This window comes from Paenibacillus sp. J22FR83, from assembly GCF_059691955.1.
In genome coordinates, this window is sequence record NZ_JCAUAM010000009.1 from 195,288 (window position 1) to 209,637 (window position 14,350).

Here is a 14,350-nt window from a genome sequence, read left to right on the forward strand (position 1 = left end):
GTGCAGCCATTCGCTTTGTTAGGGGGGAATTATGCTAGGCGCAGTTATAGGGGATGTAATTGGACCCGTATTTGAGTGGCATAATACCAAATCTACTGAGTTTAAGCTTTATGATAGGTTTACAAGATTTACAGATGATACTGTTCTAACGGTAGCTATAGCTGATGCTATTCTAAACAAGAAAGAACAAGTATGGTCAAAAGTTTGAGGAATGGGTTTCGAGTAGCAATCCTAAGCCATACAGACAATCAAGATAAGAAATCCCGGCATTAAAGTAACGGGAAATTATAGTTGAGGGGCTTGCTTCGCGGCAAGCTCCTTTTTCGTTATTGAAGTAAAGCCAGAATTTTATTGGGGAAGTTTATGAAAAGATCCGTTTGAAAGCGGATTTAACTAAATAACAAAAATCATACAGAAATACCTAAAAATTCTTAAGGCCTGGAATGGAGGAATCAAAGTACAGTGAAAGCATCCATGGAGCAAAGCTTTTAGCGGAAATGAAAGCGATTTATTTATGAGCGATCATTCCCTGTCAGCAATAAACTCCAAATAAAATCCCAAAAGGAGGAAATTGTTGCAATGAGGAGGATTGGACTGTTTGCTGTACCCCTGGTGGTAGTGATCGTAATGATGTTGACCAATATCGCCTATGCGGATGTATCATCTCATTATCTTAACCCGCTGATGAAAGGAGCCGACCCTACCATTGAACGGCAAGAGGATGGATACTATTATTCCGCTGCAGGCGATGGCAATGTTGTATTGAAACGGCATGAAACCATTCTGGGCGTTTCCACCGCAAAGAGTAAAGAAGTATGGAAGTTACCTGAGAACCTGGAATTTATATGGGGGCCAGATGCACACAGAATTGATGGCAAATGGTACATCTATTTCGCATCCGGTCCGAAGAATAGTGATCAAGCGGGGCGCTTTGCTTATGGTCATCCCAGCTCTTATGTTCTGGAGAATAGCTCGCCCGACCCATTTGAAGGGACCTGGGAACTGAAGGGAACATATGACAATGGAGACGGACTTACACCCCAGCAGGGGTTGTTGAATACGCAAAGCTATGGACTGCCTACCGGCTTTGTAACCATAAATGGACAGAGGTACCTTACTTATACCAAATATTTTTATTATATAGATCCAAAAACGGGGAACGAGAGATTTGATGAGTGTCCCACAATAGTAAAGATGAAAAACCCATGGACATTGGAAGGCGAAGAGTTTACTTTGGCCAGGCCGACCTACGACTGGGAGAAGTATGTTGATAATGTTAATGAAGGCGCAGCCGTGGTGGAGCGGAATGGTAAAGTTTATTTTGCCTATTCCGCCAGCAGCTACACGCATGATAATTATGCGGTTGGCCTGTCCTGGGCTGATTTGGCCCAAAGTGTGGAGAATGAAGCGGCATGGAATAAACATCCCGAGCCGATCATGAAACGTTCGGATGAAAATGGTTCTTATTCGACTGGCTCGCCGTTATTTCTGAAATCCGAAGACGGCACAGAGGACTGGATTACCTACCATGGCATACCGACCCATAGTCAAGGTGGTAAGAATAGAGAAGTTCGCGCCCAGCGGATCAATTGGGACGACAATGACTTCATCAATCTAGGCATCCCATCCAACCCCGGCACCGTGCTTAGCCGCCCTTCCGGGGAGGAGAAGAGCGAAGTCTATGAAGCGGAAGACGCGCAACTATCAGGGGCTGCAAGAGCAACAATGAACAGCATCTATGCCTCGTCAGGCCGATATGCTCGGTATAGCAATGGCAATGACAGCGACTCTGTAGAGTTTACAGTCAACACGAGTACAGGGGGAATTTACTCACTGGACTTCCGCTACAACAACAATACGCCAGAATCGATCACCATGAAGCTGGGCGTGAACCAGGAGGCTCCGGACGCACTTGTATTCCCGTCTAATGCCGGACCGGAGAACAAGCTGAACTTTGACTTAAAAACCGTTCACAACATCCGGCTGCATGCAGGCAGCAACATCGTGCGTCTTTCCGGTAAAAGCGCATTGGGGCTAGACGCGATCATTGCCAAGAAAAGCGTCTTGTATGAAGCGGAGAGCGCAGAGCTATCAGGCGGCGCGGGCATCGCTCAAAATCATGAGGGATATAGCGGTTCAGGTTTTGCCAACGGGTTCACGGAGCCGAACGCGGCGATCAGTTTTACCGTAAACGCTCCTCACGCGGGCAGCTATTCGGTCAAGCTGGCTTATGGCGCGGGAGGCGAGGAAGATCGAACCTTGACCATGTATGTGAATGGCGTGAAGATCAAACAAGCGAATTTCTTCGGTCTGAAGGAATGGGATAAGTGGGCCGACCGCTATGACAACTTAGTCTTGAAAGAAGGTAGCAATGTCATCACCTATAGGTATGACAATGGCGATACGGCGAATGTGAATCTTGATTATATCACCGTTACCGAAGCGGCGACCTGGACGTATGAGGCGGAATCCGCCAAAACGACAGGCTGGGCGGATTCCGGAATCGTTCAGGCTCAGGATGGCAATACGGGAGTCGGGTATGTGAGCGGCCTGTCCCAGGTGAACTCGTCCGTGGAATTTTCTGTGGAGGCCGAATATGCGGCCAGCTATGATCTCAAGCTGCGGTACGCCACAGAGCAGGTTGGCAAAACATTGTCGTTGGAGGTGAACGGCGCGCCTGTGCAGGACATCGTCCTTCCCCACTCTGGAGGCGCTGGGATGTGGAAGGAATACACGGTGACTGTTCCCCTGAAGAAAGGGAAAAACAGCATCGCTTATAGGAGCGCAGCCGGAGATTCAAGCGTCATCCAGATCGATCATATTCATCTGAATAAACGCACGCCTTGGAAATATCAGGCGGAAGCGGCAACCCTCTCAGGTACGCCGGGGATCGGCAGAGACCGTCTATGGTTTGAAGGCAACGGTTATGTCGGCTTATTCCAGAAAAAAGGGGATGCTGTCCGATTTGAAGTGAATGTCCCCTATACGGCGGCCTATACGTCAACCTTGCGTTATTCGGGCGTACAGTCGTCGAATCGAACGATGACCCTGTATGTAAACGGCAACCGGGTCAAGCAAGTTTCCATGCCGCCGACAGTGAATTGGGATACCTGGATGGATGCGACTGAGACTGTCAATCTGCAGGCAGGAAAAAACATCATTGAATTTCGCCGTGAGGAAGCGGATACGGGCCAGCTCAATATAGACAGCCTGATCCTGGATAAATTCAGCGGTGGATTCATGAGCACGACGGCCAGGGAGCTTACCCCCGAGAAGATGGTGAAAATCCAGCCGAAGCATAGCGGCAAAGCGCTGAGCGTGGCAGGTGAGAAATACAATCAGGGAGCGGCCGTCATCCAATTTTCCAATGGCGATACCAATAGTCAATTGATGCGATTCGTGGATCTGGGAACAGGCTATTACCGGATTCTGATTATGCGTGGCGCACGTTTCCTCGATATCAAGCCTGATTCCGGTATCCAGGAGCTTATTCTAAATCAGACTATTGAGGAAGCCCCTATTCCCTCCGATACCGAACAGTGGCGTCTGGAGAAGGATGGCGATTATTACAAAATCATCAACAAAAGCAATGGAAAAGTGATTACGGTCAATGAAGCATCCAAAGGAAACAACGCTGTTATACGGTTGGCCGATGACGAGGGGAAAGATCACCAGCGGTTTAAGATTGAGCTGCGCAACCTATATGACAATACCTTCTACGGGGTGTCAGACATTACTGCTGTCCCGGAGGCGGTGCAGGCAGGCCAGGAGCTAACTCTCTTCGGAACAGTTTCACCAGATTGGACCACGCACAAAAGTATCGCCTGGAGCATCAAGGATGTCGGGCAAACAAGAGCTATCCTGAATGGGAATGTGCTGTCTGCCACAAGAGCGGGAACAGTCATTGTCACCGCTACGATAGAAGATGGAAGCGATATTGGCGTGAACTACTCTAAGGACTTCACCATTACCGTCACCAAGAAGGACGCGGATGTTAGTCCTGAAAAGGCCACCTTCGATCTTTATGTTCCTGGGGATATAAGCGCCAGCATCATATGGAATGAAGCCCAGACTGTTACCGGGGTGGTGTACACAGCAACAGTAACAGGTGTCGTATATAATGGCACATTGGGAACAGACGGTTATACGGTCAATGGGGATATGTTGACCATCAAGCGCGAGACTATGGCCGGGCTGGGGTTGCAGAGCGGTGATAAGGCGGACTTCTCTATCCTGTTTAATCAGGGGAATCCGGCTGTGTTAAGTGTCAATGTGGTGGACAGCTATGCTTTGGCTAACCATAGGATTACAGTGACAACCGAGGGGCATGGCACTGCTAGCGCCAATGTATCGTCAGCGGTCAAAGATACGGCGATTACCTTGACCGCTACACCAGATCCTGGCCAGTTCTTCAAGGGCTGGCAGGTGAATAGTCCGAGTGGACTAAATGTGACTGGCAATACCTTCACCATGCCAGACGAAGCGGTGATGATCACTGCGATATTCGGAACGCAGTCCTACAGTGTTACCTATAACGGCAACGGCGCAGAAAGCGGTCTTGCGCCGGTAGATGATAGCAGTTATGGGCAGGGCGTCTCGGTATCGGTCTATGGCAATACAGGCAATCTGAAGAAGCCGGGCTATTTCTTTGCTGGCTGGAATGTACGGGCGGATGGCAGCGGAACCAGCTACACGGAAGGCCAGGTATTCACAATAGGCGGGGCGAACCTGACTCTGTATGCGCAATGGAAGGTTGAGAATTCGGGTGGTTCTTCTGGGGGAGGTTCGTATGGTGGGGATTCTTCCGAAGATAGTTCACCAGCAACACCAACGAGCGAAGGCGTTATTCCAGCGAATAACAGCGAATTTACGGTTCAAGCAGATAAGAATGGCAAATTCGGCATAGGTGATGAGATTAAGATCGAGATCCCTGCCGGTGCTTCTCGAAAGGAATTCCAACTTATCATCAGCAAGGTAACAGACACACAAAAGTTGCTTGCAGTCAAAGATGCAATGCTCAGTCCGGTGTTCGAGATTAGGAAGGACTTCCCAGGAAATTTCGATAAGGAGATCACTGTGTCCATTATTTTCGATCCGAGCAAATTAAAGATGGGTCAAAAGCCGACTGTATTCTTCTATGACGAAATACGAAAAAACTGGATGGAAATAGGCGGGCAGGTCAGTGAGACCACTTCCATTACCGTGAAGGTGAACAACGTTGCCAAGTTTGCGGTATTCGGCGTCGATCAGGCACCAAACCTGATCGATTCGAAAGCGACGCTCAACTTGAGTGACCTGGCGGCACACTGGGCGGAGTCCGATGTCAAACAAGCGATTGATCTAGGAATCGTTAGCGGTTATCCGGACGGTACGTTCAAACCGGATCGAGCCGTAACACGCGCTGAGTTTGCCGCCATGCTCATTAATGCGCTCAAGTTGCAAGGGAACCCCATCTACAGCGCACAACTAACGTTCACCGATAAGGAGAAGATAGGCGTGTGGGCGCTGAATGCCGTGGCGCAAGCGGTGCAAAGAGGGATCATTACCGGTTACGAGGATGGTTCCTTCCGTCCGGATGCTGAGATTACCCGCAGTGAGATGGCTAAGATGATTGCCAATGCCCTGGATCAGTCAGACGAAAAGGCAACAACAACAGAGTTTGCGGATGACACGGTTATTCCTGACTGGGCGAAGGGTGCCGTTGCAAACTTGAGCAAGCGGGGCATTATTGAAGGCGAAGAAGGAAACCGATTCGCTCCAGGCGATCAAACAACAAGAGCAGAGGCAATCAGAGTGATGCTGAACATGCTGCACAACAGACAATAGAAGACGGAACGCCATTGACAACAGGATAATAGGATTCCAAGGAGGATTGTACATGGTCAAAAAACAATTCAGACATCTGTTGCTTTGTCTTGCAGTACTGCTGATGCTGCCGCAATGGAGCGGATTGGCTGCGGCGGCAGAACCGAAGACAACTAAGACGGATTCGGCATATGCGCAGGAGGGAAAGAATGTGTCGGATTTCTACAATGTAATCATGCAGACAGGAGCCGATCCCTGGGTTTACAAGCACACCGACGGCTACTATTACAACGTATTTGCCAACTCTAGTGGTATCGTGATCCGCAGAGCGAAAACGATCACCGGCATTGAGGCTGGCGAGAGGGGCATTGCCTGGACGCCAGTTAAGGGCACCATGTACAGCTCCAATGTTTGGGCGCCTGAAATGCATTATCTCAAAGATACCGACGGCAAATCCAAATGGTATATTTACTTTGCGGCTGACAACGGAACTAACGCAAACCACCGCATGTACGTGCTGGAGAACGAAAGTGAAAATCCGTTGACCGGCACCTGGGAGTTCAAGGGGAAGATAACTGATTCTACCGACCGTTGGGCGATTGACGGCACTGTGCTGACTGTAAATGAGAAACACTATTTCATCTGGTCCGGTTGGGAAGAAACGGACGGAAGCTTCCAAAATTTATATATGGCGCAGATGAGTGACCCACGGACCATCAGTTCAGAACGGGTATTGCTCTCGACGTCTGAATATGATTGGGAATCGTCCCCGGCCAGAATCAATGAAGGTCCAGAAGTGACGATCAAGGGCGACACGATTAATCTAGTCTATTCTGCAAACGGAAGCTGGACAGACAGTTATTGCCTCGGGCTGATCACGGCCAAGATCGGCGACGATTTGATGAATCCCGACTCCTGGGTGAAAAAAGACACGCCGATCTTCTCCGGAGCCAATGGCGTTTACGGCCCTGGTCACCACAGCATTGTCACGTCTCCTGATGGCACAGAGGACTGGATCATCTACCATGCCGCCCGCTGGTCGGGAGCGGGTTGGACTCGAAAAGTCCAAACGCAGAAATTTACTTGGAAAGCAGACAATACGCCGAACCTAGGAGAGCCCGCCGATCCGAACATACCGATTGCTCTACCTTCGGGCGAGCCGGCGCGGAAGCGCTATGAAGCGGAAAACGCACTGTTGGTGAAAGCTCCTGGCGGTGAAACTTCTCCTGCTGTTCGGTTGGAAAGCACCGCTTCCGGCGGGAGGAAGATCGCCAATATCAAGAACGCCAACGATTATGCCCAGTTTACCGTAAACGTGCCGGAGGCGGGATTTTATTTGCTGTCTGTGCGCAATGCCAACGGCTCACCCAATGCGGCAGATGCTTCCCATATCTTGTCGATTAATGGGAGCTCTGGCGTCAATTTGAACATCGTTTATTCCGGCTTGAATCGCTGGGGTCTCTCTTCGGCGAAAGTCTATCTTAGAGAAGGCAACAATGTCCTCCGCTTCTCGAAGGGGAACAACCTTGCCGAAATCGACAGCATGGATATATTTAAACTGAATGCATCGGAACTGTTATTCGATGCCCCGGGGTACACGCTGGGGTTGGGTGAAACCCGCAGCTTGCCCCTGTATACCGTAACAGGCACTACTTATACTGCTGTTGACACAGGAGCAATCTTCAGTTCTTCCGATACGAAGGTCGCCGTAATTGACGGTGGCGTTAGGGTAAAGGCTGTAAGTGCTGGCAATGCAACAATCACCGCCACATCTAATGGAAGAACGGCCACAGCCACGGTTTCCGTAGCTGCGGAGCCTAAAGCTGTTCAGTCCGTTGCCATCAGTGGATTGGAAAGAATACTGACCAGTGGGCAGTCAAGCGCGTCATTGCAGGTAATGGCACGCTATAACAACTACGAGGTGCATGATGTGACAGCGGCAACCCAACTTACCAGCAGCGATCCTGGGGTGGTCAGGATTGAAGCGGATTCCGTGACCCAATCGGTATATACGATTAAACCGGGAACAGCGCTTCTTACAGCCGAATACAACGGCAAGAAAGCAACGCTCAACTTGACCGTTATTGCAGCATCTGATGTGGTTGAGGTTGCCACTGTAGTAAAGGTTCCTTCCGGGGCGACCCCTAAGCTGCCAAGCGTTGTTGATGTTGTCTACAACAGCCAATCGAAGAAGGCCGAGGTTGCCAACTGGGAGCGCGAGGGGCTTGATTTCAGTTCGCTTGGCACTGTTCAGGTGCCTGTCACACTGAAGCTGGATGGCCGTGATGTTCCTTCCACCATTGCCGTAAACGTCATTCCGGGATGGGGCCTTGACGAGATTGTGAATCAATTCCGCAACAAGTTGGCTAACTTCTCTTATCCTTTGGGCGATGGGCTGGGCAACTATAGCCAATCCAAGTATGATTCCTTAGTGGCCGAAGTCAACAAGGCGGAAGAGATGGCCGTAAACGCCGATCTGAGCAAAGAACAGTTTGACGAGGAACTGAATAAGCTTGCTCAAGAGGAAACAGCTTTGTTAAATTCGCTGAACAGTATTCAGGACGGCGTCATCTATAATGCTTACCGGGATTTCTCTGGGGATACGGTTGGCAAGTACCCTTATGGCATTACCACCGAAGATCTGACCAATGGGGCTACCGCAACTGTGCAGGAAGAGGCCGGGAATAAATTCCTCAGGCTGACCACAACCGCTACTTCGGGCAAGGCAAACTTGTTCCTGCCGTATGCAGGCGAGGTAAAGGCTGAGGGGGACGAGCGCATCGTCATTGAATATCGCGCCAGACTAAACACCAGTTTCCAGTACGCCAATGGTGCCATGATACGAAATGACAGCGGTACGGGCAATTATACCATGGTCACGGCTTTTGATACGGGTAAAATTATAGTCCAAAACGGGCCGTCTACGAAGGTCAAAGTCAAAGACTTTCAGTACAACACATGGTATACAATCAAAATGGTGGCAAACGAGGACGCCAAGACTTATACCGTCTATATAGACGATGTCGAGGTGGCCACCGACTACAATTTTCGCCATACAGGCGGCGACAAGCTGAGCGGCCAGCGGTTCGGCATCGATGGCTATGCCAACGCCTCCATCGATTTTGACGATTTTAAAGCGATGGTTACCGGAGGACCGAAGGCTGCGCCCGAGAGGCTCAAGCATACCAATGAATCAGCGGTTGGGGCCAATGATGGATCCATTACCGGAGTAACCTCCTCCATGGAGTGGTCCTCCGACAACGGGAGCACCTGGTTGAGTGTCGAAGGGGATACCATCGCAAATCTCTCGCCCGGGACGTATTGGGTTCGTTACTCTGAGACGGTTACTCATAAAGCTAGTCCTCATGTGGTTTTGACCATTACGGTCTATACTCAGCCGGTGCATGTCACCGGGGTGAGCCTGAATCAGACCATCGCTCAACTGTATACCAACTATGGAAACTCGTATGTCCAGCTCACCGCAAATGTAGAGCCCGTTGACGCAGCTAACAAGACGGTGACCTGGAGCAGTTCCAATCCGACTGTAGCTACAGTGGATGGACATGGACTTGTGACGGTTCATGCCGCAGGTATAGCCGTTATTAAGGTAACCACGGAAGATGAAGGCTTCACAGCTTCTTGTGTTGTAACTGTAGGTGTATATGATAACGGCGGTGGTGGAAGCGGCGGAGGAGAGCCCCAAATTGACGGCAGCAATCCCATCGCCCCAACTACGCCATCTTCTGGAGTCACAAACGCGGATGGCAGCATGACCACCAGTATCACCGATCAAACAACCGGTACGGTGACGGAGACTACGGTCTGGCTGAATGGCGACCGTGAAGTTATAACGAAAGAACGCAATGGCACAATTACTGAGGTTGTCACCAAGCAGAACGGGAGCAAGCGCGAGACCGTGAACATGCCCGATGGAAGCAGCCGTTCCGTCACCACGGATAAACAGGGAGTCAAGGTTGAGACTGCCACGTCTTCTCTAGGTGGTGTAACGGCGTCTGTCCATCTGCCCCAAGGCGTCGCGCAAGCGAGGGTCACAATTCCCTTTAAGAATGCTTCTGCTTCCACGGTGGCTTTTGCAATGCGGGAAAACGGAACCAAGGAAGTGATCGGAACCGTTATCACCGAAGCTGGATTGAGCTTTACAGCTAAGGGCAATATGACGGTGAAGCTGGTCGACAATAAAGTTGTTTTCCAGGATGTCCTTAACAGCCATTGGGCTGCGGAGGAGATTGCCTTCACAGCAAGCCGGGGATGGCTGCTCGGAATGGAGCAGGGAGTCTTCGCTCCCGACGTATCCTTGAGCCGGGCCATGTTATTTACCGTGCTGGCCCGCTTGCACGGAGTTGATACCGAAGGTGGGGAATATTGGTACAGCAAGGCGAAAGACTGGGCTACTACATCCGGGATCAGCGATGGTAATACCCCTGAAGCTTCCATCACTCGGGAACAACTGATTACTGTCCTGTACCGTTACGCTGGACAGCCGGCTGATAAGAACAATGGCAAGAGCTTTGCCGACAGCGAGGAAGTGTCCGCCTGGGCAAATGATGCCATCAATTGGGCTGTATCGGCAGATATTCTTAACGGCAAGCCGGGGAACCTTCTGGAGCCTGCCGGTATTGTCTCACGGGCGGAGTTATCCGCCATGCTCGCACGTTTTATATCGTGGCGCAACAACTAAAGTGGTAGAGTAGTTAACAGGAAACCAAGGAGCCAAGCGGGAACATCCGCTCGGCCCCTTGGTTTTTTTTCGCAGATTTAGTACTGTTCAGCTAAGAAGGGCTACGCACGAGGATGTTGCCATTTCGGGGAGACTTCCTCTCGTTGGAAGGAGAAACAAAAATCGCACAGAAAGACCTAAAGATTCTTAAGGCTCGGAATAGACGAACCGCGGTACATTATAAGCATCACATCTAATAAAAACTTTCAGCAGGAAGAAGGGGGAGCCATGAAAACAACGCCTGCCGTCGTAGGAACGGATAGGGCACCGGCAGCCAAAGAGGCTTTTTATCAGACAAAGCGGTTTCGGCAAAATATTCCGCTATTTGTCATGCTTATACCGGGAGTGCTTTATTATCTGATATTCCGCTACTTGCCAATGGGCGGTCTTGTAATTGCTTTCAAAAACTACAATTTTCACGATGGCATATGGTCAAGCCCGTGGGTCGGGTGGAAATATTTCGAGATTTTATTCCAGTCCCGCGTCACGCTGCAAATTATTTGGAATACCCTTACCCTGAGCGTTCTGAATCTGGTCTTCGGTTTCCCTGCGCCGATTATTATCGCCATTGCCTTGAATGAGGTCCGGAAGAGCTGGTTAAAGCGCTGGATTCAAACCATTATTTATTTGCCTCACTTTTTGTCCTGGGTTATCGTTGCAGGTATTATTCTGACCCTGTTCTCCATCGATGGCGGTACCATCAACAAGTTGTTGAGCCATTGGGGGATGGAGAAAGTACCTTTCCTGTACCGTGCAAACTCATGGATCGCCATCTTTGTCGGCTCCGGCATGTGGAAGGAGATGGGCTTCGGCGCTATTATCTATCTCGCCGCTCTCTCCGGCATTGACCCCAGCTTGTATGAATCCGCGGGGCTTGACGGTGCAGGCAAGCTTAGGCAGATTTGGCATATCACCTTGCCGGGCATTCGTCCTACGATTATCCTACTGCTGATTCTTGGAATGGGCCGTCTGATGGAAGTTGGGTTTGACCAGGTTTACAACTTGCAGAATCCCACTGTCATGCAGAATGCGGAAGTCATCAGTACTTATGTGTACAAAGTGGGGCTGCAGCAGGCGCAGTTTGGTCTGACCACAGCCATGGGCTTGTTTGAATCCTTTGTCGGCCTGGTGCTTGTGCTGTCGGCCAATGCATTGGCCCGTAAATTTGATCAGGGATTATTCTGAAGAAAGGAGGGAATTCCTCTTGAGGGAATCCACAGGTGGTAAAATTTTCGTAAGCTTTATTCACGTGGTATTAATCATTATTTCACTCACCTGCATCCTGCCTTTCCTGCATTTGATTGCGCTGTCCGTGAGCTCGGGACATGCGGTTGACTTGGGTCAGGTTTGGTTCTGGCCGGTGGGGCTTGACTTCACCGTTTATAGATACTTTTTTGAGAATACACCGGCCTTGCGCGCCTTTAGCAACAGCGTGATCATTACTTTATGCGGAACGGCCTTGAGTATGCTGGCTACAGTGCTGACGGCCTATCCCTTATCCCGCCGTTACCTCTACGCTCGCAAGCCGATCACAACAGCCGCATTGTTCACCATGCTCTTTAGCGGAGGCATGATCCCGATTTATCTGGTCATCAATAGCCTGCATTTGACGAATACATACTGGTCGCTTTGGCTTGGTGGGCTGATTAGCACCTATAACATGCTGATTATGAAAAGCTATTTTGAGAGCACTCCGGGAGAAGTGGTGGATTCCGCCCAGATTGACGGCTGCGGCGAGGTCCAGCTGCTGTTGCGTATCATATTGCCCTTGTCTCTTCCCATGCTGGCTACGCTGACGTTATTCTACGGGGTGGGCTACTGGAACATGTTCATGAGCGTTATTCTTTATATCAGTAAGACGAATTTGCAAAATCTTACTGTTATCGTTCAGGGAATGCTGCAAATTCAAGGGAACTTTAATATGTCGGCCATGGATATGATGCAGCAGCAGGAAATGGTATCCGAAAAGCTGAAAGCAGTTGGGGTTATGGTTATGGTTGTGCCCATGCTGGTGGTATACCCGTTCCTGCAGAAGTATTTTGTCAAAGGTATTATGCTTGGCTCTATCAAAGGTTAGCGGCAATAACGAAATTAATTATAGATTGAGGAGGGTTCCACATGTTTAGACAAACATCCGCACCAAGAATGAAGATCACGTTGGCACTTGGACTTTCGGCGGTTATGGCAGCAGGGGCAGTTGGTTGCAGTCAAAAGGAAGAGGGGACAAAGGGACAAGCCAAAGCGATAATTACCGTTTCCAACTATGACAGGGGCAATATTCCCGCAACGGAGGGAACGGTGGAGGAGAACCGTTGGACCAAGTGGATCAATGAACATTCTCCCGTTACGGCCAAGTATGTGCCTGTGGCCCGGGCAGAGTCAGTCAAGAAGCTGAATGTGCTGTTCGCATCGGGCAGTGCGCCGGATATTGTCAATGATTTTGATACGGGTTTTCGGAATTCCCTGTACCAGCAGAAGCAATTGATGCCTTTGGACGATTACTTGCAATATGCACCAGAATACCAGAAGCTGCTGGAAAAGTACCCTCAGCTCCGCAAAATAGGCACCAAGGCAGACGGCAAGCTTTACGAGATCGGTAAAATTAATGAGCCGCATCTACAGAGTGTAGCCTTTATCCGGATGGATTGGCTGAAAAAGCTGAAGCTAGAGGTTCCGAAGACCACCGAGGAATTGCTTGTCGTTCTGAAAGCATTCGTTGAGCAGGACCCTGACGGCAACGGGAAAAAGGATACTTATGGAACCAATATGAGCTACACCTCGGACGGCATGGTGGATTCCATGTTCGGATCGTACGGCTGGAAAATCTCCAGTGATGACAAAATTATCAGGACTTGGGACAACACGCTGGAGTCTCTTAAATTCAAGAAAAGGTTATTTGAGGAAGGGCTTATCGATAAGGATTACTTGGCGGACAAGAATGGGGCCAAAGCTAAGCAGGATTATCTGAACGGAAAAATAGGCATTTATCTTCCGCCTGTTGTCAGCTCCTGGTTTGAGAGTACTGTAACAGACCTCCAAACGCTCCGAAAGGTGGTTCCAGAGGCGGAGATTGCGCCGATGGCGCAGCCCAAGTCTCCCATGGGGCAATTCGTTCATCATGTCGTCAATCCGATTCAGATGACGACGGTGATTAATGCTGCTGCCAAAAATCCCAAGGCCGCTATGGAATATATTAACTTCATAATCAAGCCGGAGAACGGTCTGATTCTGAGAAAAGGCGTGGAGGGAGAGCATTGGAAAAAAGGTACGGACGGCTTTCCTAAGGTCATTGATCCAGCAAAGAATGCCAAGGAACTGGACTGGGCCATGGACTACACTATGTTCTACTCGTTCCCCGAGAATCCACTTCTGACTTCCATCACTGCGTTCGACGTGAGTGATCCTATTCAGAAGGCAGGACTGGAAATGCTGAAGAAAGCTGACGAATTTCTGCTTAATCCCGATGCCCAGTATCCCGCACTAAGTCACTACGAACATATGCCTAACTTGCCGAGCGAGTTGGTTGTGATCAATACGAATGTCGACAAGGAAATGAAGGACATCTATGCTAAAGGCATTATCGGCGGGGCCAAATATACCCCTGAGCAGGCCATTGCAGATACCAAAGCTGCCTGGGAAAGAGGCGGCGGCAAACAGATTGAGGAGTTCATGAATACCTGGTACAAAGAAAATAAGGACAGAGCTTTCCTGGGTAAGGATATCCTGGAGATGGTCCGCTCCCAACACAAGTAAAGGTTGAAGAGCCTAGAATAAGTAAGATGAATGAGGACTTGGTTCGGCAAAGGC

General features: G+C 49.8%; 6 protein-coding genes and 1 pseudogene. All 7 read left to right on the forward strand.

The genetic code is table 11. The features are described from left to right. Window positions 1-31: 31 nt before the first annotated feature. The gene (locus tag AC58PV_RS17980; protein ID WP_497433609.1) at window positions 32-208 is read left to right on the forward strand and encodes an ADP-ribosylglycohydrolase family protein; all 177 of its coding nucleotides are present in this window, start codon (window positions 32-34) and stop codon (window positions 206-208) included. A gap of 371 nt (window positions 209-579) precedes the next feature. Beyond that, a complete protein-coding gene (locus AC58PV_RS17985) occupies window positions 580-5,826 on the forward strand; it encodes an S-layer homology domain-containing protein (protein ID WP_497433610.1) in 5,247 nt (1,748 codons plus the stop codon). 214 nt (window positions 5,827-6,040) lie between these two features. Continuing rightward, window positions 6,041-6,898, forward strand: a pseudogene (locus AC58PV_RS17990) (glycoside hydrolase family 43 protein); the annotation flags it as partial. A 105-nt stretch (window positions 6,899-7,003) separates the two neighbouring features. After that, entirely contained in the window at window positions 7,004-10,504 is a 3,501-nt protein-coding gene (locus AC58PV_RS17995; protein WP_497433742.1) for an Ig-like domain-containing protein, read from the forward strand. Window positions 10,505-10,771: 267 nt separating this feature from the next. Next, a complete protein-coding gene (locus AC58PV_RS18000; RefSeq protein WP_497433612.1) occupies window positions 10,772-11,728 on the forward strand; it encodes an ABC transporter permease in 957 nt (318 codons plus the stop codon). A 19-nt stretch (window positions 11,729-11,747) separates the two neighbouring features. Next, window positions 11,748-12,620 (forward strand): carbohydrate ABC transporter permease, encoded by an 873-nt coding sequence (locus tag AC58PV_RS18005; protein ID WP_497433613.1) that lies wholly within the window; start codon window positions 11,748-11,750, stop codon window positions 12,618-12,620. A 41-nt stretch (window positions 12,621-12,661) separates the two neighbouring features. Next, window positions 12,662-14,296, forward strand: a complete 1,635-nt coding sequence (locus AC58PV_RS18010) for an extracellular solute-binding protein (RefSeq protein ID WP_497433615.1) — start codon at window positions 12,662-12,664, stop codon at window positions 14,294-14,296. Window positions 14,297-14,350 lie beyond the last annotated feature (54 nt).